Source organism: Bradyrhizobium sp. BRP19, from assembly GCF_020194195.1.
Lineage (GTDB): Bacteria > Pseudomonadota > Alphaproteobacteria > Rhizobiales > Xanthobacteraceae > Bradyrhizobium > Bradyrhizobium yuanmingense.
The window spans coordinates 439,600-464,862 of the sequence record NZ_JADYVZ010000003.1 but is presented as its reverse complement, the minus strand read 5'-3'; the positions used below and the strand labels follow the sequence as shown (position 1 = coordinate 464,862).

At 65.8% G+C, this 25,263-nt stretch carries 25 protein-coding genes; 20 read left to right on the top strand and 5 right to left on the bottom strand.

Features of this window, described 5'->3' with window-relative positions; translation table 11 throughout:
* Positions 1–245 precede the first annotated feature (245 nt).
* Positions 246–1,670: a methyl-accepting chemotaxis protein gene (locus I6F36_RS12480; RefSeq protein WP_225171512.1), complete on the bottom strand. Its 1,425-nt coding sequence runs from the start codon at positions 1,668–1,670 to the stop codon at positions 246–248.
* Positions 1,671–1,810: 140 nt separating this feature from the next.
* Entirely contained in the window at positions 1,811–3,559 is a 1,749-nt protein-coding gene (locus tag I6F36_RS12475) for a methyl-accepting chemotaxis protein (RefSeq protein ID WP_225171511.1), read from the bottom strand.
* Between the two features lie 215 nt (positions 3,560–3,774).
* Between I6F36_RS12475 and I6F36_RS12470 the strand changes: the two genes are divergently transcribed.
* From I6F36_RS12470 to I6F36_RS12440, 7 genes are all read left to right on the top strand, one after another.
* Positions 3,775–4,521, top strand: a complete 747-nt coding sequence (locus I6F36_RS12470) for a YebC/PmpR family DNA-binding transcriptional regulator (protein ID WP_035998371.1) — start codon at positions 3,775–3,777, stop codon at positions 4,519–4,521.
* 79 nt (positions 4,522–4,600) lie between these two features.
* Entirely contained in the window at positions 4,601–5,128 is a 528-nt protein-coding gene (gene ruvC / locus I6F36_RS12465) for a crossover junction endodeoxyribonuclease RuvC (protein ID WP_225112981.1), read from the top strand.
* Positions 5,125–5,742, top strand: a complete 618-nt coding sequence (gene ruvA / locus I6F36_RS12460) for a Holliday junction branch migration protein RuvA (RefSeq protein WP_035998377.1) — start codon at positions 5,125–5,127, stop codon at positions 5,740–5,742. The genes ruvC and ruvA overlap by 4 nt, the downstream gene beginning before the upstream one ends.
* Positions 5,743–5,897: 155 nt before the next feature.
* Positions 5,898–6,932 (top strand): Holliday junction branch migration DNA helicase RuvB, encoded by a 1,035-nt coding sequence (gene ruvB / locus I6F36_RS12455; RefSeq protein WP_157283837.1) that lies wholly within the window; start codon positions 5,898–5,900, stop codon positions 6,930–6,932.
* Between the two features lie 128 nt (positions 6,933–7,060).
* Positions 7,061–7,981 (top strand): metallophosphoesterase, encoded by a 921-nt coding sequence (locus I6F36_RS12450; RefSeq protein WP_225171510.1) that lies wholly within the window; start codon positions 7,061–7,063, stop codon positions 7,979–7,981.
* Positions 7,982–8,049: 68 nt separating this feature from the next.
* The gene (ybgC, locus tag I6F36_RS12445) at positions 8,050–8,499 is read left to right on the top strand and encodes a tol-pal system-associated acyl-CoA thioesterase (protein WP_225171509.1); all 450 of its coding nucleotides are present in this window, start codon (positions 8,050–8,052) and stop codon (positions 8,497–8,499) included.
* A gap of 78 nt (positions 8,500–8,577) precedes the next feature.
* A complete protein-coding gene (locus tag I6F36_RS12440; RefSeq protein WP_036021747.1) occupies positions 8,578–9,045 on the top strand; it encodes a nuclear transport factor 2 family protein in 468 nt (155 codons plus the stop codon).
* Between the two features lie 194 nt (positions 9,046–9,239).
* On the opposite strand, the gene I6F36_RS12435 is transcribed toward I6F36_RS12440, so the two are convergent.
* A complete protein-coding gene (locus I6F36_RS12435; RefSeq protein WP_225151187.1) occupies positions 9,240–9,947 on the bottom strand; it encodes a type 1 glutamine amidotransferase in 708 nt (235 codons plus the stop codon).
* 28 nt (positions 9,948–9,975) lie between these two features.
* Positions 9,976–10,902 (bottom strand): LysR family transcriptional regulator, encoded by a 927-nt coding sequence (locus I6F36_RS12430; RefSeq protein WP_225171508.1) that lies wholly within the window; start codon positions 10,900–10,902, stop codon positions 9,976–9,978.
* Between the two features lie 151 nt (positions 10,903–11,053).
* Between I6F36_RS12430 and I6F36_RS12425 the strand changes: the two genes are divergently transcribed.
* From I6F36_RS12425 to I6F36_RS12390, 8 genes are read left to right on the top strand one after another with little or no spacing between them, the layout of a single operon-like run.
* On the top strand, positions 11,054–12,010 hold the full coding sequence (locus I6F36_RS12425) for an N-carbamoyl-D-amino-acid hydrolase (protein ID WP_225171507.1): 957 nt from the start codon (positions 11,054–11,056) through the stop codon (positions 12,008–12,010).
* A 37-nt stretch (positions 12,011–12,047) separates the two neighbouring features.
* Positions 12,048–12,875: an ABC transporter substrate-binding protein gene (locus I6F36_RS12420; protein ID WP_225136341.1), complete on the top strand. Its 828-nt coding sequence runs from the start codon at positions 12,048–12,050 to the stop codon at positions 12,873–12,875.
* Entirely contained in the window at positions 12,872–13,729 is an 858-nt protein-coding gene (locus I6F36_RS12415) for an amino acid ABC transporter permease (protein WP_036021759.1), read from the top strand. The genes I6F36_RS12420 and I6F36_RS12415 overlap by 4 nt, the downstream gene beginning before the upstream one ends.
* Complete coding sequence (locus tag I6F36_RS12410) at positions 13,726–14,490, top strand: amino acid ABC transporter ATP-binding protein (protein WP_057028105.1); 765 nt, start codon at positions 13,726–13,728, stop codon at positions 14,488–14,490. The genes I6F36_RS12415 and I6F36_RS12410 overlap by 4 nt, the downstream gene beginning before the upstream one ends.
* A gap of 16 nt (positions 14,491–14,506) precedes the next feature.
* Positions 14,507–15,322, top strand: coding sequence for an ABC transporter substrate-binding protein (locus tag I6F36_RS12405; protein ID WP_035998422.1), 816 nt, complete (start codon positions 14,507–14,509; stop codon positions 15,320–15,322).
* Entirely contained in the window at positions 15,309–16,193 is an 885-nt protein-coding gene (locus I6F36_RS12400) for a polysaccharide deacetylase (RefSeq protein WP_225171506.1), read from the top strand. The genes I6F36_RS12405 and I6F36_RS12400 overlap by 14 nt, the downstream gene beginning before the upstream one ends.
* Positions 16,193–17,776: an ABC transporter substrate-binding protein gene (locus I6F36_RS12395; protein ID WP_225171505.1), complete on the top strand. Its 1,584-nt coding sequence runs from the start codon at positions 16,193–16,195 to the stop codon at positions 17,774–17,776. Before I6F36_RS12400 ends, I6F36_RS12395 begins: the two co-directional genes overlap by 1 nt.
* A complete protein-coding gene (locus tag I6F36_RS12390; RefSeq protein WP_225171504.1) occupies positions 17,773–19,146 on the top strand; it encodes an amidohydrolase family protein in 1,374 nt (457 codons plus the stop codon). Before I6F36_RS12395 ends, I6F36_RS12390 begins: the two co-directional genes overlap by 4 nt.
* Here I6F36_RS12390 and I6F36_RS12385 read toward each other — a convergent pair.
* Positions 19,136–20,056 carry a LysR substrate-binding domain-containing protein gene (locus tag I6F36_RS12385; RefSeq protein WP_225126351.1) on the bottom strand — a complete coding sequence of 307 codons (921 nt, stop codon included), beginning with the start codon at positions 20,054–20,056 and terminating at the stop codon, positions 19,136–19,138. The genes I6F36_RS12390 and I6F36_RS12385 overlap by 11 nt on opposite strands.
* Positions 20,057–20,332: 276 nt before the next feature.
* Between I6F36_RS12385 and I6F36_RS12380 the strand changes: the two genes are divergently transcribed.
* From I6F36_RS12380 to I6F36_RS12360, 5 genes are read left to right on the top strand one after another with little or no spacing between them, the layout of a single operon-like run.
* A complete protein-coding gene (locus I6F36_RS12380) occupies positions 20,333–21,367 on the top strand; it encodes an ABC transporter substrate-binding protein (protein WP_035998434.1) in 1,035 nt (344 codons plus the stop codon).
* 23 nt (positions 21,368–21,390) lie between these two features.
* Complete coding sequence (locus I6F36_RS12375) at positions 21,391–22,431, top strand: ABC transporter ATP-binding protein (RefSeq protein ID WP_035998437.1); 1,041 nt, start codon at positions 21,391–21,393, stop codon at positions 22,429–22,431.
* Positions 22,428–23,303 carry an ABC transporter permease gene (locus I6F36_RS12370; protein WP_225151200.1) on the top strand — a complete coding sequence of 292 codons (876 nt, stop codon included), beginning with the start codon at positions 22,428–22,430 and terminating at the stop codon, positions 23,301–23,303. The genes I6F36_RS12375 and I6F36_RS12370 overlap by 4 nt, the downstream gene beginning before the upstream one ends.
* Entirely contained in the window at positions 23,300–24,106 is an 807-nt protein-coding gene (locus tag I6F36_RS12365) for an ABC transporter permease (RefSeq protein ID WP_109142479.1), read from the top strand. Before I6F36_RS12370 ends, I6F36_RS12365 begins: the two co-directional genes overlap by 4 nt.
* A gap of 8 nt (positions 24,107–24,114) precedes the next feature.
* Entirely contained in the window at positions 24,115–25,251 is a 1,137-nt protein-coding gene (locus I6F36_RS12360; protein WP_109142480.1) for an FAD-binding oxidoreductase, read from the top strand.
* Positions 25,252–25,263: the final 12 nt, after the last annotated feature.

Genomic DNA, 25,263 nt, shown 5'->3' with positions numbered 1-25,263 from the left:
GCGCGGCGGCATTTCTACGGCAACGTCGGCCGCCGCACCAGTGCAGTCGGCTTTTGTGCTCGGCGGACGGCGGGGAGAACCGCACGCCTCTCACAATTTCGGAATAATAGCATTTTGCCCCTGTTTTGCCCGACGAGTCAACGTTGCGCCGGGGCCCGCCGGCGTAAGCCATTGATTCCGCACACCCCGGCTACTGTGCATGGGGTTGTTTTTAGGTTTTGAGTCAAAGGCCTTAGCGCCGCCCGTCAGCCCTGCCGGAATCCCATCCGGAAGGCGCCCCAGTGCTTGCCGCGGATCATGATCGGCGAGGACAGGTCCTTCATCAGCACGAACTGCCCGCCGCCCATGTCGCGGCGATAGGTTTGCAGCAGGAAGGGTTTTGTGTTGGCCGCGACCTTCTTCACCGCGCGGTCGGTGAACAGGCGGCGGTTGCGGCAATTGGCGTTGTTCCAGACCGGGTCCTTGCCCTGCGGCAGGCGGTAGTTCGGATTGTGGGTCGGAAGGTAGCCGCCCCGCGCCCAGGCGACGCAGAACACGATGCGCGGATCGGTCTTCTGGATCGGGTCCTGGATCGCGGGCAGCACGCGGTCGGTGAACTCGACGTAATTGGTGAGGTACTGCTTCGGATCGGTGCCTGATATCTCGCGGTAGGTCTCGTCCATGAGTTGGTCGAGCGTGATCTCGCCGCGGTCGATCGCAGCTTCGAACTCGGCCGAGATCCGCTTCGCGGTGTCGACGACGATGCGGATCAGCGGCGCGTCCGACGTCTCCACGCCGCTGTCGGCGATCAGCGCGATCAGGCCTTCGGAGGCGTCGAGCAGCTTTGCCACCCGCTCGTCGGCGCTTCGGAGGTCGCGCGAGGAGAGGTCGACGCCCTTGGCGAGCTCGTTGAGCTCGCTGATCACGGTGTCGCAGTGGCCGAGATTGGAGGTCGCCGCGCGCGCGACGCCGTCGATCTCGGCTTCGACCGAGGCGAAGCCCTGCTGGACCCGCGAGATGATGCCGGAGATCGCTTGCGCGCCTTCGCCGGCGGTCTTGGCGCGCTGCGAGGCGTCGCTGCTCTCGCCGATCAGGCCTTCGATCTGGCCGTCGAGATCGCGCACCGTGTCGGAGATCTCATGCGTGGCCTGGCGCGTGGCCTCCGCGAGGCTCTTGACCTCGCTCGCGACTACCGCGAAGCCGCGGCCGGCAGTGCCGGCGCGCGCCGCCTCGATGGTGGCGTTCAGCGCGAGCAGATTGGTCTGCTTGGCGATCGCCTCGATCGAGCCGGAGACCTTCGCCACCTGCGCCAAAGCCGCGCCGACCGCGGACAGGCGCGCCTCGATCCGCTCCACCGCGGCGACGAGCTCGGAGATGTGGCTGACCGCGGTGTCGACCGCGCCGCGAGACTGCGCGATCTCGCCGACCGCGGCCGACGTCGTGGTTTGCACCGCCTGCGAGGCGTTGGCGATGTCGTGGTTGGCAGAGACCATCCTCTCGGCCGTCTTCTGCAGATGGTGAAACCGTTCCGACTGGCTCGCGACGCGGTTGGCGACGCCCTGGACGTTGCCGGCGATGTCGGCGAGCTCGACGCCGAGACCGCCGATGCGGTCGGCGAGCTGGTCGATCAGGCGTTCGGCCAGCGTCCGGTTGGAGGCAGTGTCCAATACGGCAAGTTGTGCAGAGGACATGTACGGGCTCTCTCCAGTCGGAGCCGTTGATCGGCTCCTTGGCGGCATTCCGATTCCAGATCCGACCTTAGAGGATGATTCGCGCCCGGCGTCTTGCCCAGGAGTGCAGGTGCGTGCAGGTGCGTGCACGCGCGGGAGCGCTACAGCTTGTAGGCCGTGCGGAAGCCGCCCCAGTGCCGGCCCTGCACGCGGATCGGGACGTCGATCTCCCGCATCATCACCGTGTTCCCGTTGCCCATGTCGCGCGCATAGCTCTGGACCAGGTACGATCGCAGGTTGCGCGCGGCGGCCAGCCCCGCCGGATCGTTGAAGATGCGCCGGTTGCGGCAGTTGGCCGTGTTCCAGGCGACATCGCCCGGCCGCTGCGGATGCGAATAGATCTTATTGTGCACCGGCAAAAAGCCGTTGCGATCGACCATGGCGCAGAACGCCATCCGCGACTCCCGCGCCAGAAAGGCTTCCTGGAACGGCGGCAGGGCGCGGTCGGCCCAGTCGAGATATTTGGTGCGGTATTGCTGCGGATTGGTGCCGGCGATTTCGACGTAGTCCGTGTCGAAGAGGTCGTCGAGCTTGACCTCGCCGCGCGCAACCGCCTTCTCGAATATCTGCGTCAGCGCATTGCCGGCTTCCATGGCACGGGTGACGAACTCGGTGTTCTCCTCATGGATCGACCAGAGCTTGTCCTCGATCTTCTCGTTGAGAGCGGCGGTGGCGCCGACGAATTGCGCGCGGGCGCCGGCCTTGGATTGCTCGATCACGCGCAGGCGGCAGGCGCCGATGTCCTCTAAGCTGCCTTCGATCGTCGCTTGCGTTGCCAGCCGGCTTGCGTCCGCGCCGCCGATCAGCACGCCTTCCATCGCGATTTCATAGACGGGCATCACGGCGCGCGCGGTTTCGAATTTGAGGTGGCAGGGCAGCCGCTCGGTCTTGCGGCGGTCGTCGTGCTCGCTCTGGCGCAGCAGCACCGCGCAGCGCGATTTCAGCTTCTGGGCGAAGGTGGTGACGGCCTTGCCGGCGCTGGCGACGCTCTCGCCATGGGTCTCGGCCGCCTTGGTCGCCGCGTCGATCTCGGCCGCGCTCTCGCCGACCGAGATGATGAACTCCGAGGCGCTGGCGGCATTGCCGGAGACTTCGCTGGTCGTGGCATTCTGCTCGGCGACCGCGCCGTTGACGGTGTCGAACACCGGACGGATCGCCTCGATCGCCTGCGAGATGCGGTGCACGGCGTCCGCCGAACCGGCGGCGTCGCGCTGCAATGCGTCGATCTTCTTCGTGATCTCCTCGGTCGCACTCTGGGTCTGCACCGCGAGCGCCTTGACCTCGGTGGCAACGACGGCAAAGCCTTTTCCGGCTGCGCCCGCGCGCGCGGCCTCGATCGTCGAGTTGAGCGCGAGCAGCGTGGTCTGCCGCGCGATCTGCGCGATCAAATTGACGACGTTGCCGATGGCGGCGGAGGATTCGCGCAGGCGGTCGACATTGGCGCGGGCTTCCTGCGCGGCGGCGCTGGCCTCGTCGGCGAGCTTGCCGGCCGCGCGAACCTGTGCGCCGATGCCTTGCGCGGACTGGGTGAACTTGTCGGCGGCATGGGCGAAGGTGGAGGCGGTGGATTGCGCCGCGTTGGTCCGGCCGGTCAGGGCGTCGGTGCGGTCGCGAATGGCAGCGAGGGTCGCCGCGGTCGCCTCGGCGCCGCCAGCCACCGAATTGGCGGCGCGCTCAAGCTGGCGGATCATGGCGCCGAGCTCGAGTTCCAGCAATTCCAGGATTTCCCGGGCCGAATCACTTTCGGCGGTCGGGGCGGGTGCGGCAGGGGCCGCCGGCTGCGCAGCCTCCGGGGCTGCCGCGGGCGCGGCCGTGTCCGGCAGACGCTTCCGAAATAATCCGAACGCCATCGGGTCTCTCTTGTCGGGGGACGGTCGGGCGCTATTTTCGCAGTCCGGAATGAAATCAGGGTTAACGGTGCCCATCTAGGCAGGCGCCGTTACGGCGGCTACCTTTACAGTGCTACCTCAGGCGCAGCCGAGCCCTTTGATTCCGGTGGGTTGGCGGCCTATAAGGCCGCGCTTCCCACGCTCACTTTGGCTGACGATTTCTCAAGAGACCACGCATGGCCGGACATTCCCAATTCAAGAACATCATGCACCGCAAGGGGCGGCAGGATGCCCAGAAGTCGAAACTGTTCGGCAAGCTGGCGCGGGAAATCACCGTCGCTGCCAAGCTGGGCACCCCCGACCCCGCCATGAACCCGCGCCTGCGCGCCGCCGTGATCGCTGCGCGCCAGGAGAACATGCCGAAGGACAATATCGAGCGCGCCATCAAGAAGGCGCTCGGCAGCGACGGTGAGAACTATGACGAGATCCGCTACGAGGGCTACGGCCCCGGCGGCGTCGCCGTCATCGTCGAGGCACTGACCGACAATCGCAACCGCGCCGCCTCCGACATCCGCTCCTTCTTCACCAAGTCCGGCGGCAATCTCGGCGAAACCGGCTCGGTCTCCTTCATGTTCGACCGCACCGGCATCATCGAATACGACCGCAGCGTCGCCTCCGACGATGCGGTGCTGGATGCCGCGATCGAGGCCGGCGCCGACGACGTCGTCTCGGGCGAGAACGGTCACGAGATCTACGCTTCGACGGAAAGCTATCGCGATGTCGCCAAGGCGCTGGAAGCCAAGTTCGGCGAGCCGCGCAAGGCCGCACTGATCTGGAAGCCGCAGAACACGGTTGCGGTCGACGACGAGACCGGCGAGAAGCTCTTGAAACTGATGGACCTGCTCAACGAGCATGACGACGTGCAGAACGTCTACGCCAATTTCGAGGTGTCGGACGCGCTTGTTGCGAAGATGGGCGGCTAGGGCTCGACGGCCCTACTTCCCTTGTTACTTCCGTTCTGTTTCTGTTTCCTCCAGGGCAGCCAGCCGCTATCACTGGCGCATGACCGCGCTCCCGATTCGTGGCCCCGTTCGCATCATCGGCATCGACCCCGGCCTGCGCCGCACCGGCTGGGGCGTGATCGAGGCCGAGGGCAACCGCCTGATCTATGTGGCCTGCGGCTCGGTGGAACCGCCGGACGATCTACCGCTGGCGAGCCGGCTGCTCGCGATCCATGAAGGGCTCGCTTCCGTCTTGTCCAATCACCGGCCGGTGGAAGCGGCGGTGGAGCAGACCTTCGTCAACAAGGACGGCGTTGCGACGCTGAAGCTCGGCCAGGCCCGCGGCGTCGCCATGCTGGCGCCGGCAATGTTCGGCATCTCTGTCGCCGAATACGCGCCGAACCAGGTCAAGAAGACCGTGGTCGGCGCCGGCCACGCCGACAAGCAACAGATCGCGATGATGCTGAAGATCCTGCTGCCGAAGGCCGAGCCGCCGTCCGCGGACGCCGCCGACGCGCTCGCCATCGCCATCACCCACGCCCATCACCGCCAGAGCACGGCGCTCCGGCTGAAGGTGGTGGGGATATGATCGGCAAGCTCAAGGGCTTGATCGATTCCTACGGCGAGGATTTCGTCATCCTCGACGTCGGCGGCGTCGGCTATCAGGTGCACTGCTCCTCGCGCACCTTGCAGCATTTGCCTTCGCCCGGTGAGGCGGCCGTGCTGTCGATCGAGACCTATGTCCGCGAGGACCAGATCAAGCTGTTCGGCTTCCGCACCGATCAGGAGCGCGAATGGTTTCGCCTGCTCCAGACCGTGCAGGGCGTCGGCGCCAAGGTCGCGCTGGCCGTGCTCGGCACGCTGTCGCCGGCCGATCTCGCCAATGCCATCGCGCTGCGCGACAAGGCCGCGGTGGCGCGAACGCCCGGTGTCGGCCCCAAGGTCGCCGAGCGCATCGTCACCGAATTGAAGGACAAGGCGCCGGCCTTCGCCAACGTCGATCCCGCCGTCGTGCATCTTGCCGGCGCCGTCGACGACCAGCGCGCGCCGCGCCCCGTCGCTGATGCGATCTCCGCCCTGGTCAATCTCGGCTATGGCCAGCCGCAGGCCGCCGCGGCGATCGCGTCGGCCTCGCGCAGCGCGGGTGAGGGCGCCGAGACGGCGCAGCTGATCCGGCTCGGGCTGAAGGAATTGGCAAAGTGAGTGCCTCAATGGTCAGTCTCGTAGGGTGGGCAAAGCGAAGCGTGCCCACCATCTACAAAGCGAGCATCGACATGGTGGGCACGGCGCGAAGTGCGCCTTTGCCCACCCTACGATCCGATGGAGTTCGCTGAGTGAGCGATCCCAAGGCCAGCCGCATGGTCTCGCCCGAGCGCCGCAGCGATGATGTCGGCGACACCGCGCTGCGGCCGCAATCGCTGTCCGACTTCGTCGGCCAGGCGCAGGCGCGCAAGAATCTCTCGATCTTCATCGAAGCGGCGCGCAAGCGCGGCGAGGCGCTGGACCACGTGCTGTTCGTAGGTCCCCCGGGGCTCGGCAAGACCACGCTGGCGCAGATCGTGGCGAAGGAGCTCGGCGTCGGTTTCCGCGCCACCTCGGGGCCCGTGATCGCCAAGGCCGGCGATCTTGCCGCCCTCTTGACCAACCTCGAAGAACGCGACGTGCTCTTCATCGACGAGATCCATCGCCTCAGCCCCGCGGTGGAGGAGGTGCTCTATCCCGCGATGGAGGACTTTCAGCTCGACCTCATCATCGGCGAGGGCCCGGCGGCGCGCTCGGTGAAGATCGAGCTGTCGAAATTCACGCTGGTCGGCGCCACCACGCGCGCCGGCCTTCTCACCAATCCCTTGCGCGATCGCTTCGGCATTCCGGTGCGGCTCAACTTCTACACGATCGAGGAGTTGGAGAGCATCGTCAGCCGCGGCGCGCGCGTGCTCAACGTCGGCATGAGCGCGGACGGCGCCAACGAGATCGCGCGCCGCGCCCGCGGCACCCCGCGCATCGCCGGCCGCCTGCTCCGCCGCGTGCGCGATTTCGCCTCGGCGGCCGATGCCGACAAGATTGACCGCAAGATTGCCGACCATGCGCTGAGCGCACTCGAGGTCGACGCCGCGGGGCTGGACGCCATGGATCGACGCTATCTCTCGACCATCGCGCTCAACTATGGCGGCGGACCGGTCGGCGTCGAGACCATGGCTGCGGCCTTGTCGGAGCCGCGCGATGCCATCGAGGACATCATCGAGCCCTATCTGATCCAGTGCGGCTATCTGCAGCGCACGCCGCGCGGCCGCCTGCTGACCTCGCACGCCTTCCGCCATCTCGGTCTCGCCGAGCCCTCGCGCGATGCGGCGGCGCAGTTCGGCCTGTTCGGCACTGATGACAGCGACGAGTGATCTGCCGAACCTCGCGCTGTTCCGGCTTGATGAATTTCCGTTAACCTCGTGCAGACGATCTGCACGAACGCACCCCAATTCCGCTCCAATCGGATATCATCAAGGCGCCGCATCATCATCGGGCTTCCATGATCACGCGCCGTCATCTCATCCGTTCCATCGGCGGTCTGTCCGCCCTCGGCGTCTCGACCGCAGCCTACGGCGTCGGTGTCGAGCCGGTGCTGCGCCTTCGCGTCACGCGCTATCATCCGATGCCGCGGCAGTGGCCGGCGGATTTTCCGCTGAAGATTGCCGCCATCGCTGACATCCATGCCTGCGATCCCTGGATGTCGCTGGAGCGCATCGAGGGCATCGTCGACCGGACCAACGCGCTCAACGCCGATCTCATCGTGCTGCTCGGCGACTATGTCGCCGGCCTTCACCATGTCACGCGCTTCATTCCGTCGAGCGAATGGGCAAGGGTGCTGGCGCGCCTGAAGGCGCCCCTCGGCGTTCATGCCGTTATGGGCAACCACGACTATTGGGATGACAGAACCGTGCAGCGGGCCGGGCACGGGACGACCATCGCACATCGGGCGCTGGAGACGGCCGGCATCCCCGTCTACGAGAACGATGCTGTGCGTCTTACCAAGGACGGCCGTCCGTTCTGGCTTGCCGGCCTCGGCGATCAACTGGCCTTCCTGCCGGCGCGGCGCTTCCGGAGCATGGCGCACTTCGGTGCCGACGATCTCAACGCCACGCTGGCCAAGATCACCGACGATGCGCCGGTCATCCTGCTCGCGCACGAGCCCAATATCGCGCCGCTCGTGCCCGCGCGCGTCGCGCTGCAATTGTCCGGCCATACCCATGGCGGCCAGGTCCGCCTGCTCGGCTGGTCGCCGGCCGTCGCGCCCAGGAACGGCCTGCGGCTCGCCTATGGCCATTTTCGCCTGAAATGCGATCTCATAGTCTCCGGCGGCCTCGGTTGCAGCATCATGCCGCTCCGCTTCGGTGTGCCGCCTGAGATCGTCGAGGTGACGCTGGGAAGGTCAGGACCGGTCGTGTCCTAACACGCTTGCGCGTCCGGCTGTTTTTGCGCAAAACGTGCCGGTTACCGACCAGCGAAGAGGCTCCGGACGTGACAGCTCATCTCGACGGCGAGATCCGCGACGGCCGCCACCACATGCAGGTCCGGGTCTATTACGAGGACACGGATTTTTCCGGCATCGTCTATCATGCCAATTACCTGCGCTACATGGAGCGCGGACGCACCAATCATCTCAGGCTGATGGGCGCCGAGCAGCAGGTGCTGTTCGAGCAGGCCGAGACGGACGGCGCCGGCTTCGCCTTCGTGGTGCGCTCGATGCATCTGGACTTCCTGAAGCCCGCGCGAATGGACGACGTGCTCGACGTCGTGACCTGGCCGGTCGCGGTGAAGGGGGCATCCATCATGCTGGCGCAGGAGGTGCGGCGCGGTGATGACGTGCTGGTGAAAGCCGAGGTCCGCGTTGCCTTCATCAGCGGCGGCCGCGCCCAGCCGATCCCGAGATCGATCCGCCAACTGATGAAGGCCGATCTGGTTTCGTGATCGCTCGATAGCGGATAGCCTATCGACTCCGCCAATTGCGACGATACATTCGCGGTCCCGATCACCGATGAGGCCACCATGTCGCGCCCGCCGCTTCCACCCTTCACCCGCGAGACCGCCGCGCAAAAGGCCCGGATGGCCGAGGACGCCTGGAATTCACGCGATCCGGTGCGGGTCTCGCTCGCCTATACCGAGGACAGCCGCTGGCGCAACCGTTCGGAAGTGTTTCAGGGCCGCGAGGCCATCGTCGCCTTCCTCACCCGCAAATGGGAGAAGGAGCAGGATTACCGCCTGATCAAGGACCTCTGGGCCTTCGACGGCAGCCGCATCGCGGTGCGCTTCCAGTACGAATGGCACGATGCAAGCGGCCAGTGGTACCGCTCCTACGGCAACGAGCAATGGGAGTTCGACGAGCACGGCCTGATGAAGCGGCGCGAGGCCTCGATCAACGACATCGCCATTGCGGAGAAGGATCGCCGGTTTCACTGGGCGGCGCCGGGCCCGCGGCCGGCCGATGTGCCGGGGCTGGGAAGCGAGCCGTTCTGAAATTAACAAAGCGACCGCTGCTTCACCCTCTCCCCTTGCGGGAGAGGGTGGCTCGCCGCATAGCGGCGAGACGGGTGAGGGGTCTCTCTCCTCACGAGCAGTCCGGCGAATGGATAGAACCCCTCATCCGGCGCTTCGCGCCACCTTCTCCCGCAAGGGGAGAAGGGAAGACGAGTGCGTCTCGAGCTTCGTAGTCAGGTGCGCTTAGCCAAAAACCGCGTAATCGCCCCGCCGAGCTTCGCATTATCCATCGGCTCCGCCAGCGACGCCCTTGCTGTGGCAACGACATCCTCCGGCGCTTTCCCGTCACGCAGATCGCAGCACACTTGCGCGAACCCGACATCGAATTCCGGATGCGGCTGCACTGTCAGCGTCGCGCCATTGGCATAGAGCAGGCCGGCATGCGGGGTGAATTCGGAGGAGAGGATCGTCAGCGCATCGCTTGGCGGCTCGATCACCTGGTCCTGATGCGAGGCGGCGATCGCAACCGCTTCACCGTCGATGACGCCGTTCTCCGGCAGCACCTGATAGACATGCCGGCCGATGCCCCAGCCATGCTCCGATTTGCGCACGGTGCCGCCGAGCGCCTGCGCGATCAGCTGGTGGCCAAAGCAGACACCGACCATCGGTGTCTTGTTGGCGTAAGCCGTTCGCACGAAATCTTCCAGCGGCGCGATCCAGTCGAGCCCGTCATAGACCCCGGCCGCCGCGCCGGTAATGAGGATGGCCTCGAGCTTGCTCGGATCGGGCAGCGCATCGCCGCTGGGGATGCTGACGACCTCGATCGTCGCGGCCGGCTCCTCGGCGCGGATCATGCGCGCGAACATGTCCGGAAATGAACCGTGGCGCTCGCGGTATTTTTGCGGCACCTCTCCGGTCTCGATGATGGTGATGCGTGCCATGGGCCTCCCGGTCAAAAGGTTGCGAAGCTCAGCCGCTTTCTGCCCCATGTTGCTGGTGCGGCGCTGTGCGCTCGAGCAGAGCGCTCTCCTTGCGGATCTCGTTGAGAAAGGCCTTGGCCAGACGCGACAGCGGCTCGGCTTCAGACCATAGCATATAGGCGACCGCCTGCGTCGTCGGCGTGAACGGACGGACGACGAGGCCGCTGCCGCCGTTCTGCCGCGGCGAGAAAGGATCGACCACCGCCGCGCCGACGCCGGCGGCGGCCAGCACGCAGGCCGTGTTGCAGTAGCGCACCTCGACCGTCGGCCGGAACGGCGCGCCGGCGCGGGCAAAGCTGTCGCGCACGGCTTCGCCGAGCCGCGTGCCGCGTTCGAGCCCAATGAAGGGCAGGCCGGAGAGATCGGAAGCGGAGATCATCGGCCGGTCGGCGAGTGGATGCTGTGGCGGCAGCACGCAGACCATCTCGCCGGTGTGCACCACCTCGTGCGCGATCCCTGGATGATGCGTGAGGCCGAGCGCGAAGCCGAGCTCGGCGACGCGGCTCAGCACACCCTCGATGATGCCCTCATAGCGCCGTACGTCGAAGAACACCCGCGTCTCCGGGCGACGGCGCAGGAAGCCCGACAGCGCGGACGGAATGATGCTGTACGCGAGCGGCGGCGTCGCCACGATGGCGAGATGCCCGGACCGGTTCTCGCGCAAATCGCGCACGCGGTTCTCGAGCTTGGCGTGCAGCGCGAAGATCGCCTCGCTCTCCTTGTAGAGCGCCATCGCTTCGGCGGTTGGAAACAGCCGGTTGTTGACGCGCTCGAACAGCGCAAAGCCCGCCTGCGCCTCCATCGTCTTCAGCGCGTTGCTGACCGCCGGCTGCGACAGCGCCAGCTCGTCCGCCGCCGCCACCGTGGTGCGGTGGCGGACCACGGCGCGAAGGATCTCGAGCTGACGCAGGTTCATATCACTGCCGATTATAGTCAGGGCCAAAACATCATAGCAACGCGAATTGATTTTGCAGCACCGCTCGCCCGTAATGGCAGCGGATTTGCACGTCGCATCAAAGGGTTCGTTCGCCCATTGAGGCAGCACTGCGCACAGATTGGAGGCAATCTTGGTTCGTGTCCTTCGCGCCGCAGCCGCTCAGATGGGGCCGACGCAAAAAGCCGATACGCGCGAACACACGTTGTCGCGGATGCTCGACATGCTGGAGGAGGCGGCCGGTCGGGGTGCGAGCCTTGTGGTGTTTCCGGAGCTCGCCTTCACCACCTTCTTCCCGCGCTGGCTGCTCGAAGGCGAGGCCCTCGACCGGTATTTCGAGCGCAGCATGCCGAACCCCGCGGTGGAAAAGCTATTCGATCGCGCACGTGCGCTGCGCGTCGGCTTCTATGTCGGCTATGCCGAGCTGACGCCGGAGGGGCGGCGCTACAATTGCTCCATCCTGGTCGATCGCGACGGCGAGGTTCTCGGCCGCTATCGCAAGGTGCATCTGCCGGGCTCGGTCGAGCCGCGTCCGGGCGCGCGCTACCAGCAACTCGAGAAGCGCTACTTCGAATATGGCGACCTCGGCTTTCCCGCCTTTCGCGCCGGCTCGTCCTGGGCCCATGCCATCATGGGCATGATGATCTGCAACGATCGTCGCTGGCCGGAATCCTGGCGCGTGCTCGGTCTGCAAGGCGTCGAGCTCGTCTGCATAGGCTACAATTCGGCGGCCTACGATCCCAACGGCGGCACGACCGAAGACGGAGCCTTGCGCACCTTCCACTCGACGCTGGTGACGCAGGCCAACGCCTACATGAACGCGACCTGGGCGATTTCGGTGGCGAAGGCGGGCGAGGAGGACGGGTCCGGCCTGATCGGCGGCTCCTGCATCGTCGATCCCAATGGCCGCATCGTCGCGCAAGCGCAGACGCTGGCCGACGAGTTGATCGTCGCCGACATCGATCTCGACCTCTGCCGCCAGGGCAAGGACAAGATGTTCAACTTCGCCGCCCACCGGCGGCCCGACCAATACAGGGTGATCACCGAGCGTGCCGGCATCATCGAGCCGGCCGTTCTCGACGCGGATTGAATAACGGCCGGTCGCGGCATTGGCAAAAGGAGCTGACATGACACGCCTCTCGTATTTGCTTGCCTGCGCAGCGCTGGCTGCGGTGACGTCGGCGCGAGCCGCCGAGCTGCCGGCGGAGATCAAGCAGGCCGGCACGCTCAAGCTCACGGTCAACTCCACCTACGCGCCGATGGAATATCGCGACCCCGCAACCAACGAGCTGGTCGGGCTCGACATCGATCTGGCGAAGGAGCTCGCCAAGCGGCTCGGCGGGCTGAAGATCGTCTGGAGCGAGACGCCGTTCGCCGAGCTGATCCCTTCGCTCACGACCAAGCGGGCCGACTTCATCATTTCCGGCATCTCCGATCGTGCCTCGCGGCGCGAGACGGCGGATTTCGTCGATTACCTCGCAACCGGGCCGCAGTTCTTCGTGATGGCGGAGAGCGCGGCCAAGGACGCCACCGATCTCTGCGGCAAGAAGGTCGGCACGACCCGCAGCACCAGCTTCCCGGTCGAGATCGAGAAGTGGAGCAAGCAGAATTGCGAGCCGGCCGGCAAGCTCGCGATCCAGTACGTTCCGGGCGAGAATTCCATCGACGTCCGCAACCAGCTCAAGCAGGGCCGCATCGACGCCGCCGTGCAGGGTAGCGAGACGTTGCCTTATGCGCAGCAACAGGAGCCCGGCAAGTATCGCATCGTCGGCGAGCCCTTTGCCAGGGGCTATCAGGGCATCATGTTCCGCAAGGACGATGCCGCCTTGCGCGAAGTCGTGACCGAGAAACTCGCGGCGATGATCGCTGACGGCTCGTACAAGGCCATTCTCGACAAATGGGGCCTAGGGACAAATGCAGTCGCCCAGCCCATGCTGAACGCGGCGCCGCAATGAAGCAGGCGCCGGCACTCGCGCAAGGATTTCCCGATCTGTCGGGCATGCGGATCGCGCGCGAGCCGCACTGGTTTCGCTGGATCAGCGCGGCCCTGATCGTCCTCGTGCTGGCGGCGATCGCGCGCGCCTTTGCGAACGGCCAGATCGAATGGTCCTATGTCAGCCGCTTCCTGACCGCAAAGGTCATCCTCGAAGGCATCGTCAACACCATGGTGATGGCGGTGCTGGCGATGATGCTCGGCATCTTCCTTGGCATCGTCGTCGCGATCATGCGGCTGTCGCCCAATCCGGTGCTGAAGTCGGTCGCCGCCGGCTACACCTGGCTGTTCCGCGGCACGCCACTGATCCTGCAGCTGCTGCTGTGGTTCAACCTCGCGCTGGTGTTTCCGACCATCGGTATCCCCGGCCTGTGGTCCGCGCGCGCCGTCGATGTCATGACGCCGTTCCTTGCCGCGCTGCTCGGGCTCGGCATCAACCAGGGCGCCTACACCTCCGAAGTGATGCGCGCCGGCATGCTGTCGGTCGATATCGGGCAATATGAAGCGGCGCAGGCGATCGGCATGGGACGGCTGCGCGCGCTGCGCCGGATCGTGCTGCCGCAGGCGATGCGCGTGGTGATCCCGCCGCTCGGCAACGAGTTCATCGGCATGGTGAAGGCGACTTCGCTCGCCAGCGTGATCCAGTATCCGGAGCTGCTGCACAATGCCGAGAACATCTACTACGCCAACTCCCGCGTCATCGAGCTCCTGATCGTCGCCGGGCTCTGGTACCTGCTCGCGGTCTCGATCCTGACACCGCTCCAGATGTTGCTCGAACGCCGCTTTGCGCGCGGCACATTGCGGCTGGCGCGATGACAAAGCCGCTCGTCGCGATCCGCTCCGTAGCCAAGAACTTTGGAGAGTTTCAGGCTCTCAAGAACGTCTCGCTCGACGTCTGGCCCGGCGAGGTGATGTGCCTGATCGGCGCCTCCGGCTCCGGCAAGACCACGCTGCTCCGCTGCATCAATCAGCTCGCCACGATCGATGCCGGCGGCATCTGGCTCGACGGCGAACTGCTCGGAGTGCGCGAGCAAGGCGGGAAGCTCCATCGCCTCAGCGAGCGCGAGATCGGGCGGCAGCGGCTCAAGACAGGCATGGTGTTCCAGCGCTTCAACCTGTTTCCGCACAAGACCGCGCTGGAGAACATCACGGAAGGCCCGACCCAGGTGCAGGGGCGGAAGCCGGATGAGGTGCGCGCCGAGGCGACCGAGCTGCTTCGGCGCGTCGGATTGTCGGCCAAGGCCGACTGGTATCCGGCGCAGCTCTCCGGCGGCCAGCAGCAGCGCGTCGCGATCGCGCGGGCGCTCGCCATGAAGCCGATGCTGATGTTGTTCGACGAGCCCACCAGCGCACTCGATCCCGAGCTGGTCGGCGAGGTGCTCGCGGTCATGAAGGAGCTGGCGCGAAGCGGCATGACCATGATGGTGGTGACGCACGAGCTCGGCTTCGCCCGCGAGGTCGCCGACCGCGTCGTCTACATGGACCAGGGCGCGATCGTCGAGCAGGGCCGGGCCTCCGACGTGTTGGGCGCGCCGCGCGAGGAGCGCACCAAGGCATTTCTTTCGGCAGTGATCTGACATTGGGGGTATGGTGATGAAGAGATTCTTGCTTGCGGCGGCGTTCCTGGGCGCCATGAGCGTGTCGGCAATGGCGGCCGAACTGCCGCCTGAGATCGTAAAGCGCGGCAGCATCAAGGTCGCGGTGGTGCCGAACTATCCGCCGATGGAGTTCCGCGATCCCGCCACCAACGCGCTCTCCGGCTTCGACGTCGATCTTGGCGAGGCGATCGGCCGCAAGCTCGGCGTCAAGATCGAATGGACCGAGACCAGCTTTGCCGAGTTCATGCCCTCGATCTCGACGGGGCGGGTGGATGCGATCCTGTCCGGTTTCACCGACTATGCGAGCCGGCACGAGGTCGCGACCTTCGTCGATTATTTGCGCAGCGGCCCGCAGTTCTTCGTGCAGGCGTCACGCAAGGCGGAATTCAAGGATGCGACGTCGCTGTGCGGCAAGAAGGTCGGCGCCAGCCGACGCACCATGTTCCCGGCCCAGATTGCGGCGTGGAGCGAGAAGAATTGCGGCAGCTCTCCGATCCAGTTCGTCGGCACCGACGGCTCGGCCGATGCACGCACCCAGCTGAGGCAAGGCCGCATCGATGCCGCCGCCCAGGGCAACGAGACGCTGCCCTACATCATGGACCTCGAGCCCAACACCTATGCGACCGTGGGCGCGCCCATCGCACAGCAATTTACCGGCATTGCTCTGCCGGTGAAGGAGAAGGCATTGCAGCAGGCAATGCTGGAGGCGGTCGACGCGCTGATCGCGGACGGCACCTACAAGACGCTGTTGGCGAAGTGGAAATTGAGCGACAACGCAATCGAGAAGGCGACCATCAATGCTGGACAGTAAGGCACTCCAGAGCATTCCGCTCGTTCCGGCCAACACCGCGGATCCCGCGCCCGACTATCCGTGGCCGAAGCCGTACACATCCGCGATGTTCCTGTCGTTCGACGTGGACGCCGAGAGTGCCTGGACCAGCAAGGACGCAGGTCATGCGCAGCGGCTCATCACCATGAGCTATGGCGGCTATGAGGCGCGCGTCGGCACGCCGAAACTCCTGGAGCTGCTCGACCAGCTCGATCTCAAGGCGACGTTCTTCGTCACGGGGTGGTCGGTCGATGCGCATCCGGCGATGGCGGAGTCCATCCTCAAGGCCGGTCACGAGATCGGCCATCACGGCTATCACCATCTGCTGCCAGATCCCGGCGATCCCTGGATCGAGGAGGAGCTGGAGCGCGGCTTCGAGGCGCTGAAGCGCCGGCTCGGCGTCAAGCCGACCGGCTATCGCGCGCCCTATGGCGAGTTCACGGAGGAGCTGCGCGTCGCGCTGGTGCGGCACGGCATCGTCTACACGTCTTCGTTCCGCGACGACGTCAGGCCCTATCGCCATCGCCTCGCCGACGGCAAGCCCGGCACGATCGAGCTGCCGGTGACCGCGAGCTATGACGACTGGATGCACGGTCTCTCGGCGCGCTTCAGTCCGCGCTCGATCTTCCCTAGGGAGCACGTCCTCTCGATGTGGAAGGACGAGCTGGATGAGGTCCGCGACTGGGGCGCGATGGTGACGACGGTGCTGCACCCCCAATGCAGCGGCCGCCCGATGCGGCTGCGCCTGCTGCGCGAGTTCCTGACCTACGCGAAGTCGTGCCCGGATCTCTGGATCACCACCGGCGAGAACATCGCGGAGAACTTCCTGCGCCACGAAGCGGGTCACCGCTAATGTCCATCTCCCGCCGTTCGCTCCTCAAGGCCGGCGCGGCGCTGCCGGCGCTGTCGCTGCCGGGCATCGTCCGCGCTGAATCGCAATCCACGCTGCGCTTCATCCCCGTCATCGATCTCGCCTTCGTCGATCCCATCTATTCGACCGCGCAGGTGTCGCGAAACCACGGCTTCATGGTCTACGACACGCTCTACGGCATGAGCGCCTCGCTCCAGGTCTCGCCGCAGATGCTGTCGGGCCACGCCATCTCCGCCGACCAGCTGCAGTGGGACCTCACGCTTCGTGACGGCCTGTTCTGGCACGATGGCGAGCGCGTGCTGGCGCGCGACTGCGTCGCCAGCATCCGCCGCTGGGCCGCGCGCGACGGCTTTGGCGGCGAGCTGATGGAGGCGACCGCCGAGCTCTCGGCTGCCGACGACCGCACCATCCGCTTCCGTCTGAAGCGTCCTTTTCCGCTGCTGCCGCAGGCGCTCGGCAAGGCAGCCATCAATGCCTGCTTCATGATGCCGGAGCGGCTGGCGAGCCAGGATCCGTTCAAGCCGCTCACCGAGGTGATCGGCAGCGGCCCGTTCCGCTATCTCGCCGACGAGCGCGTGCAGGGCGCGCGCAATGCCTATGCCAAGTTCGAGCGCTATCAGCCGCGCACCGACGGCAAGCCGGATTGGACTGCGGGGCCGAAGATCGTGCACTACGATCGCGTGGTCTGGACCACTACGCCCGATGCCGGCACCGGCGTCGCCGCGCTCCAGACCGGCGAGCAGGATTGGCAGGAGACTACGCCGCACGATCTGCTTCCGGTGATCAAGGCGGCCGGCGATATCGAGACGCGCATCCTCGATCCCCGAGGCTACGCCTGCATGCTGCGCCTCAACCACCTGCAGCCGCCGTTCGACAATCCCGCCATCCGCCGCGCGCTCCTAGGTGCGATCGACCAGTCCGCATTCATGACCGCCGTCGCCGGCACCGATCCGGCGTTCCAGGTCTCACCGGTCGGCTATTTCGCACCCGGCACCCCGATGGCAAATGAGGTCGGCCTCGACGTGTTCCGCGGTCCACGCGACTACGCCAAGGTGAAGGCCGACCTGAAAGCCGCGGGCTACAACGGCGAGAAGATCGTGCTGCTCGTTCCGACCAACTCGCTGGCGCAAAAGCCGCTTGGCGAGATCGCGGTGGACTCGTTGCGCAAGGCCGGCATGAACGTCGAATATGCCGGCCTCGATTTCGCCATGGTGCTGCAGCGCCAGCTGAAGAAGGATCCGCTTCCGCAGGGCGGCTGGAGCGCCGAGGTCGGCAACTGGCAGGGCATCGACTGGCTCAACCCGGCCGGCAACACCAACATTCGCGGCGAAGGCAAGGTCGCCGGCTGGTACGCGAGCACGAAGATGGGCGAGTTGCGCAGCCAGTGGCTGGCGGCCTCCGAACTCGCCGAACAGCAGCGCATCTGCCGCGAAGTCCAGAGGGTGGCGTTCGAGGAAATCCCCTATATTCCGATTGGCCTCTACAAGCAGCCGACGGCCTATCGCAAGGCGCTCACCGGCATTCTCGACGGCACCGCCGTGTTCTGGAACGTGCGCCCCGCATGAGCACCACAGCCATCTTCGGCAGCCATGTGCTGTCACGCAAGAACGGCGCGCAGGATGTCTTGCGCGACCACTGGGTTCTGGTCGAAGGCAAGAAGATTGCGGCGATCACCCGCGACAAGCCGCGCGCCGATCAGGTCTATGATCGCCCCGGCCGCTTCGTGCTGCCGGGCCTGCTCAATCTGCACAATCATTGCTTCTCTGAAGCGGTGGCGCGCAGCCACACCGAGGACGGCAACGGCCGCAAGAACAACCAGAGCATCGTCTACACGGTGCTGCTGCCGCTGACCAAGCGCGGCGCCGATATCCTGTCGGCGGAAGAGCGCCTTGCGGTGGCGCGGCTCGGCATCCTCCAGCTGCTCAAGGGCGGGGCCACCACGGTGATGGAGCCGTTCCGCAACGCGATCCCCGAGATGTTCGACGCGGCGGAGGAGATGGGCATCCGCTTCTACGGCGCCCCCTATCTGTTCTCGACCTCCGACGCCAAGGCCGGGCTAGATGGTGTGGTCCAATATTCCGGCGATGACGGCGCTGCGGATATGGCGGCGTGGGACGCGCTCTATCAGCGCTGGAATAATCGCGGCGACGGCCGCATCAGCCTCGCCATGAGCCCGCATGCCACCGACACCTGCGGCCCCGATCTCTTGAAAGCCTGCGCCACGCGGGCGCGCGAGCTCGGCGTTCCCATCACCACGCACATGGCGCAAAGCCGCGCCGAGGTCGAGACCATCGGCAGGCGCTATGGCGGCCGCACGCCGGCAGAATATCTGGACTGGCTCGGCCTGCTCGCGCCCGACCTCATGGCGGCGCATTGCATGTTCAGCAGCGATGACGATCTCAAGCTGATGGCCGCGCGCGGCATGACCGTCTTGAACTGCCCGCGCGTGTTCGCGCGTGCCGGCATCACCGCAGCGTTCAGCCGCTTCGCCGAGCACGGCGTGCGCACCGTGGTCGGCACCGACGGCTACAACATGGACCTGCTCGGCGAGCTCAATGCGGCGTCGCTGATCTCCAAGATCATTTCGGCGCGCCCTGACGTCGCGAACTCACCCGAGCTGATCGAGGCGAACACGACGGTCGCCGCCGACGTCATCAAGCGGCCCGATCTCGGCCGCATCGAGCCGGGCGCGACCGCAGATCTCACCGTCGTCGATCTCACCCATCCGCATCTGCAGCCGCTGTTCGACCCGCGCCGCGCGCTGATCGCACTCGCCAACCGCGCCAATATCGATCAGGTCATGGTCGATGGCCGGGTCCTGGTCGATGAGGGACGCTATCTCGGCGCGGATGAAGCCGCGATTACGGCGGCCGGCACCGCCGCGATCGGCAAGATCTGGGATCTGCCGGAGGCGCAGGCCGCGTTCAACGGCTGACCCCGGCTTCGTCGTCCTCGAACTCCACCAGCGCCTTGCGCATGGTCTCGACTAGGTCCAGCGCCACCGGGGACGGGCTGCGCTGCGCCGGAAAGACCGCGGAGAATTCGAAATCGATGCGCGGCAGGAAGCGGCGCACGACGACGCCGCGCGTTGCAAATTCCTGCGCCGTGAAGGGATCGCAGATCGCGACGCCGAGGCCTGACGACACCATGCCGCACATGATTTCCGACAGCGTGGTCTCAACGCGCAGCACGCGGCGGACATCGTGGCGGTGGAAGACCTGGTCGACGAGATGCCGACTCGACGATCCCGCCGACAGCGAGATGAAGGTCTCGCCCTCGAAATCGCGCGGCTCCAGGACTTCCTTCTCCGCGAGGCGATGACCGGTCGGCAGCACTGCGACGCGCGCCGGCGCCGGCAGTCTCTGGCTCGGCAGACCGGAATGCGCGATCGGCACCTCGGCAAAGCCGACGTCACATTGATTGTTCAGCACCCAGTCAACCACGATCGGCGAGATGACACCGAAGAAGGCGAGGTTGAGGTTTGGCCGCTCCTTCAGAAAGTGACCGGTGAGCCGCGGCAGATAGCCGTTCGACAGCGCCGGCAGTGCCGCGATGCGTAGCGAGCCGGTGCGGCGTCCCCGGATTTCTTCTGCTGCCGCAGTGATGCGTTCGAGGCCGACGAAGGAGCGCTCGACCTCGGTGTAGAGCGCCATCGCCGCGGCGGTCGGCACCAGGCCGGTGCCGCGCCGTTCGAACAGCTCCATCTTCAGCAGCGCCTGGAGGTCGCGCAGCAACCGGCTGACGGCCGGCTGCGTCACCTTCATTAGCGCCGCCGCCTCCGTCACGCTGCCGGTCAGCATCATCGCGCGGAAGGCCTCCACCTGCCGCGAATTGATACGCGCCATTCCAACTCCATCCATAACATTTCGGCATGCAGAGGGTGCCATTATTCATTGGACGATGGAAGTATAGGTCTGCGATCTTTTTCATCAGGACTGGAGACAGCCCGCTTTTTCGGCAGATTGGAGGGGTTCAAACCTCCAGATCGCGCCAAAACCCGCCGAATGGGGGCCGGAGCCCTGATCGGAAGCGGATTGGCGCGGAAGGGAATGCGGCAACGCGCTTCAGCCAGCGAGACTCGTCGGCACGTCACCTCATTCCGGTATTGGAGATCGGTCCACATGAAGACTTTTCGCCTTCTGACCGCGGTCAGCATCGCAGCGCTCATTGCCGTCCCCTCGGTCGCCTCGGCCCAGCAGAAAACGCTCTACGTCGCCGGCTATGGCGGCTCGTTCGAGAAGACCATCCGCGACGAGGTGATCCCGGCCTTCGAGAAGGAGAACGGCGTCAAGGTCGAATACGTCGCCGGCAATTCCACCGACACGCTGGCCAAGCTCCAGGCGCAGAAAGGCAACCAGCAGATCGACGTCGCCATCGTCGATGATGGCCCGATGTACCAGGCCATCCAGCTCGGCTTCTGCGGCAAGCTCGACGGCTTGCCCGCCGATCTCTACGATACTGCACGCTTCAAGGACGATCGCGCGGTTGCGATCGGCATCGTCGCCACCGGGCTGATGTACAACACGAAAGTGTTCAAGGAGAAAGGCTGGGCGCCGCCGACCTCGTGGAACGACCTGAAGGACACGAAATACGCAAAACAGCTCGTGATTCCACCGATCAACAACACCTACGGTCTCGAAGCGCTGGTGATGCTGTCGAAGATGAACGGCGGCGGCGAGACCAACGTCGAGTCCGGCTTCAAGATCTTCAAGGAGCAGATCAATCCGAACGTGCTGGCCTATGAGCCGTCGCCGGGCAAGATGACCGAGCTGTTCCAGTCCGGCCAGGCCGTGATCGCGGTATGGGGCACCGGCCGCGTGCAGAGCTTCGCCAATACCGGCTTCCCCGTCGACTTCGTCTACCCGAAGGAAGGCGCAGCGACGCTGCTGACCACGGCGTGCCCGATCAATAAGCCCAATGCTTCGCCGCTGGCTGCGAGCTTCGTCAAGATGCTGCTCGATCCGAAAACCCAGCTCGTGATGCTGAAGGATTACGGCTACGGCCCGGTGCTGAAATCGCTGGTGATCCCGCCCGAGCTCGGCAAGATGGCGCCGATCGGCGAGCGCGCGGCCAAGCTCTACAATCCGGACTGGACCGTGATCAACGAGAAGCGCGAGGAGTGGACCAAGCGCTGGAATCGCGAGGTCGAACGCTGATCGGTCGCCGCGGAGACAGCGTCATGGCCTATCTCGAGCTCGATCGGGTCGCAAAGCAGTTCGGCACGCAGACTGTGGTCGATGACTTCAGCCTGTCGGTGGGGAAGGGGGAGTTCATCTCCTTCCTCGGCCCGTCCGGCTGCGGCAAGACCACGACGCTGCAGATGATCGCGGGCTTCCTCGATCCGACGCGCGGCGCGATCCGCCTCGAGGGCAAGGACCTGACCGCGATCCATCCGGCAAAGCGCGGCCTCGGCATCGTGTTCCAGAGCTACGCGCTGTTTCCGCACATGACCGCGGCGGAGAACGTCGCCTTCGGCCTGGAGATGCGTGGCGTGCCGCGCGCTGAAAGGTCCGAACGCGTCCGCGCCGCACTCGCGATGGTGGGCCTCGCCGGATACGAGGATCGCCATCCGCGCCGCATGTCCGGCGGCCAGCAGCAGCGCGTGGCACTGGCGCGTGCGCTGGTGATCAAGCCCAGCGTGCTGCTGCTCGACGAGCCGCTGTCGAACCTCGACGCCAAGCTGCGCGAGGAGATGCAGATCGAGCTGCGCCAGATCCAGCGCACCGTCGGCACCACCACGATCCTGGTCACGCATGACCAGAACGAGGCGATGTCGCTGTCGGATCGCATCGTGGTCATGAGCCAGGGCAAGATCGAGCAGATCGGCACGCCACAAGAGACCTATGAAAGGCCGGCCTCGGCCTTCGTCTCGCAATTCCTCGGCAAGACCAACGATTTTGCCGGAACGATCGACCGGACCGTCGCGCCGACGCAGTTGGTGGCCGGCTCCTGGCGCGCACCGGCGCCGGCTGGGCTCGGCGGTCCCGTCACCGTCAGCGTTCGCCCCGAAAGAATCGGCTTTGGCGATACAGGGCTCAGCGCAAAAATCATCACGCGCATCTTCCAGGGCAATCACTGGCTGTTCCAGTGCGACAGTGAATGCGGCCCGGCGATCGTGATCCGCCAGAACGACGGCAAAGCGCAGCCGGCCGAAGGGGACGCGGTTCGCCTCACCTGGCGGCCCGAAGACATGAGCGTTCGCGTGAGGGCCGGCGCATGAGCATGGCGGCCGAGGAGCGCAGCCTGCGCGCGCCGTGGGTGCTGACCGCACCCGCCTTGATGCTGTTCGTCGGCGTGCTGCTGATTCCGCTGGCGATGACGGTAATGCTGTCATTCCACGATTGGGGCCAGTACAAGGGCATCGAGCCGGTCTTCATCCTCAAGAACTGGCACGAGATCGCGACCGATCCCTATTACGCCGAGATGTTCTCGCGGACCTTTCGCATCGCGATTCTGACCACGCTGCTCACCGCGCTGCTCGGCGCGCCCGAAGCCTATATCCTCAACCGCATGAGCGGCCGCTGGAAGAGTTTTTTCCTACTGGTCATTCTCGGGCCGCTCTTGATCTCAGTGGTGGCGCGAACGCTGGGCTGGGCCCTGCTGTTCGGTGGCAACAACGGCCTCGTCAACAAGCTCCTGATCTCGCTCGGGCTGATCGGCTCCCCCATTCCCTTCATGTTCACCGAAACAGGCGTGGTGATCGCGCTCGCGCATGTGATGATGCCGTTCATGGTGCTGTCGGTATGGGCCGCCCTCCAGCGGCTCGATCCGCAGATCGAGAATGCTGCGATGTCGCTCGGCGCGGGCCCTGCGACCATCATCCGCCGCATCATCATGCCCCAGATCATGCCGGGCGTGCTGTCGGGCGCCATCATCGTGTTCTCGCTCTCGGCCAGCGCCTTCGCAACGCCTGCGATCATCGGCGGCCGCCGGCTCAAGGTCGCGGCAACGCTCGCCTATGACGAATTCCTCAACACGCTGAACTGGCCGCTGGGCGCTGCGGTCGCAACGCTGCTGCTGGCCGCATTGGTGCTGATCGTCGTCGGCAGCAACGCACTGATCGAACGCCGCTATGCGGAGGTGTTCCGATGAGCCGGAACGGTCCGCTCGCGCTGATCTTTCACACCATCTTCGTCATCGTCATGGTGGCGCCGATCCTGGTGGTCTGCCTCGTCGCCTTCACGCCTGAGGGATACCTGTCGCTGCCGACCAACGGCTTCTCGCTGCGCTGGTTCAGGACCATTGCGAACTATCCCGAATTCATTCACGCCTTCTGGGTCAGCCTCGGCCTTGGCGCGTTGTCCTCCCTCGTGGCGCTGCTGTTTGCGGTGCCGGCGGCGCTGGCGATCGCGCGCTATCGCTTCCGTGGTCGTGATGTGCTGGCGGCGCTGTTCCTGTCGCCGCTGATGATCCCACATGTGGTGCTCGGCATCGCCTTCCTGCGCTTCTTCACTTCGGCCGGTCTCGGCGGCAGCTTCGCGGCGCTGATCGTCGCGCATGTCATCATCGTGTTCCCGTTCGCGCTGCGGCTGACGCTGGCGGCGGCGACCGGCATGGACCGCACGGTCGAGATGGCGGCGGTCTCGCTCGGCGCCGGCGGCTGGACGCTGTTCCGCCGCGTGACCTTGCCGCTGATCCTGCCCGGCGTCATCAGCGGCTGGGCGCTCGCCTTCATCCAGTCCTTCGACGATCTCACCATGACCGTCTTCCTTGCGGCGCCCGGGACCGAGACGTTGCCGGTCCGCATGTTCCTTTACATCCAGGACAACATCGATCCGCTCGTGACGTCGGTCTCGGCCTGCGTGATCGCAATCACCATGGCCGCCCTCATTTTGCTCGACCGCTTCTACGGGCTCGACCGTGTGCTCGCTGGCAAGGGCGATACGGGACGATAGGAGAACTCATGTCAGGAGATTACGACGTCGCCGTCGTCGGCGGCGGACTGCTCGGCTCCGCCATTGCCTGGGGCCTCGGCCGGCTCGGCAAGAAGGTCGCCGTGCTCGACGAAGGCGACATCACCAAGCGCGCCTCGCGCGCGAACTTCGCATTGGTGTGGGTGCAGAGCAAAGGGCTCGGCATGCCGGCCTATACGCGGTGGACCGTGCAGGCCTCGCAGGCGTGGGGCCGGCTGGCCTCCGAGCTGAAGCAGCAGACCGGCCTCGACGTCGCCCTGCAGCAGAACGGCGGTTTTCATCTCACGCTCGGCGAGGACGAATTCGGCCAGCGCACCGAGCTCGTCAAGCGCATGCACAACCAGGTCGGCGCGGCCGACTACAAGATGGAGATGCTGCGGCCGTCCGAGGTGAAGGAGGCGCTGCCGCTGGTCGGCCCCGAGGTCTCCGGCGGCAGCTATTGTCCGCTCGACGGCCACGTCAATTCGCTGCGCACCTTCCGCGCCTTCCACACCGGCTTCATTGCGTTCGGCATCGACTATTTTCCGGAGCGTCCGGTCTCGGCGATCAGCAAGAGCGGGGGCGAATTTCGGCTGATCACGCCGCAGGGCGAGCTGCGCGCCGCCAAGATCGTGCTCGCCGCCGGCAACGCCAACCAGACGCTGGCGCCGATGGTCGGCCTCTTTGCGCCGATGGGCCCGACTCGCGGCCAGGTCGTCGTGACCGAGCGCACCATGCCGTTCCTGCCGCATCCGCTGACCACGATCCGCCAGACCGACGAGGGCACGGTGATGATCGGCGACAGCAAGGAGGACGAGCTCGATGATCGCACGCTGAAGCCGTCGATCAGCGGCGTCATGGCCGATCGCGCGCAGCGCATGTTTCCGCATCTGGCGCGGCTCAACGTGGTCAGGAGCTGGTCCGGAATCCGCGTCATGCCGCAGGACGGCTTTCCGATCTACGATCAGTCGGAGACGCATCCCGGTGCCTTCGTCGCCTGCTGCCATTCCGGCGTGACGCTCGCCTCCAACCACGCCTTCGAGATCGCGCGCATGGTGGCGCAGGGCGCGCTCGAGCCGGAGCTGGTCGGCGCGTTCTCGGCCAGCCGTTTTGGCGGCGCAGGTGCTGCGAACAGCAGCGGCTACTAGAGATTCTGAGAA

Excerpts from the sequence above, each read along its gene's own strand:
- I6F36_RS12480 (WP_225171512.1), bottom strand. The coding sequence starts at position 1,670 with ATGTCCTCTGCACAACTTGCCGTATTGGACACTGCCTCCAACCGGACG.
- I6F36_RS12475 (WP_225171511.1), bottom strand. The coding sequence starts at position 3,559 with ATGGCGTTCGGATTATTTCGGAAGCGTCTGCCGGACACGGCCGCGCCC.
- I6F36_RS12470 (WP_035998371.1), top strand. The coding sequence starts at position 3,775 with ATGGCCGGACATTCCCAATTCAAGAACATCATGCACCGCAAGGGGCGG.
- ruvC (WP_225112981.1), top strand. The coding sequence starts at position 4,601 with ATGACCGCGCTCCCGATTCGTGGCCCCGTTCGCATCATCGGCATCGAC.
- ruvA (WP_035998377.1), top strand. The coding sequence starts at position 5,125 with ATGATCGGCAAGCTCAAGGGCTTGATCGATTCCTACGGCGAGGATTTC.
- ruvB (WP_157283837.1), top strand. The coding sequence starts at position 5,898 with ATGGTCTCGCCCGAGCGCCGCAGCGATGATGTCGGCGACACCGCGCTG.
- I6F36_RS12450 (WP_225171510.1), top strand. The coding sequence starts at position 7,061 with ATGATCACGCGCCGTCATCTCATCCGTTCCATCGGCGGTCTGTCCGCC.
- I6F36_RS12440 (WP_036021747.1), top strand. The coding sequence starts at position 8,578 with ATGTCGCGCCCGCCGCTTCCACCCTTCACCCGCGAGACCGCCGCGCAA.
- I6F36_RS12435 (WP_225151187.1), bottom strand. The coding sequence starts at position 9,947 with ATGGCACGCATCACCATCATCGAGACCGGAGAGGTGCCGCAAAAATAC.
- I6F36_RS12430 (WP_225171508.1), bottom strand. The coding sequence starts at position 10,902 with ATGAACCTGCGTCAGCTCGAGATCCTTCGCGCCGTGGTCCGCCACCGC.
- I6F36_RS12420 (WP_225136341.1), top strand. The coding sequence starts at position 12,048 with ATGACACGCCTCTCGTATTTGCTTGCCTGCGCAGCGCTGGCTGCGGTG.
- I6F36_RS12415 (WP_036021759.1), top strand. The coding sequence starts at position 12,872 with ATGAAGCAGGCGCCGGCACTCGCGCAAGGATTTCCCGATCTGTCGGGC.
- I6F36_RS12410 (WP_057028105.1), top strand. The coding sequence starts at position 13,726 with ATGACAAAGCCGCTCGTCGCGATCCGCTCCGTAGCCAAGAACTTTGGA.
- I6F36_RS12405 (WP_035998422.1), top strand. The coding sequence starts at position 14,507 with ATGAAGAGATTCTTGCTTGCGGCGGCGTTCCTGGGCGCCATGAGCGTG.
- I6F36_RS12400 (WP_225171506.1), top strand. The coding sequence starts at position 15,309 with ATGCTGGACAGTAAGGCACTCCAGAGCATTCCGCTCGTTCCGGCCAAC.
- I6F36_RS12395 (WP_225171505.1), top strand. The coding sequence starts at position 16,193 with ATGTCCATCTCCCGCCGTTCGCTCCTCAAGGCCGGCGCGGCGCTGCCG.
- I6F36_RS12390 (WP_225171504.1), top strand. The coding sequence starts at position 17,773 with ATGAGCACCACAGCCATCTTCGGCAGCCATGTGCTGTCACGCAAGAAC.
- I6F36_RS12385 (WP_225126351.1), bottom strand. The coding sequence starts at position 20,056 with ATGGCGCGTATCAATTCGCGGCAGGTGGAGGCCTTCCGCGCGATGATG.
- I6F36_RS12380 (WP_035998434.1), top strand. The coding sequence starts at position 20,333 with ATGAAGACTTTTCGCCTTCTGACCGCGGTCAGCATCGCAGCGCTCATT.
- I6F36_RS12375 (WP_035998437.1), top strand. The coding sequence starts at position 21,391 with ATGGCCTATCTCGAGCTCGATCGGGTCGCAAAGCAGTTCGGCACGCAG.
- I6F36_RS12370 (WP_225151200.1), top strand. The coding sequence starts at position 22,428 with ATGAGCATGGCGGCCGAGGAGCGCAGCCTGCGCGCGCCGTGGGTGCTG.
- I6F36_RS12365 (WP_109142479.1), top strand. The coding sequence starts at position 23,300 with ATGAGCCGGAACGGTCCGCTCGCGCTGATCTTTCACACCATCTTCGTC.
- I6F36_RS12360 (WP_109142480.1), top strand. The coding sequence starts at position 24,115 with ATGTCAGGAGATTACGACGTCGCCGTCGTCGGCGGCGGACTGCTCGGC.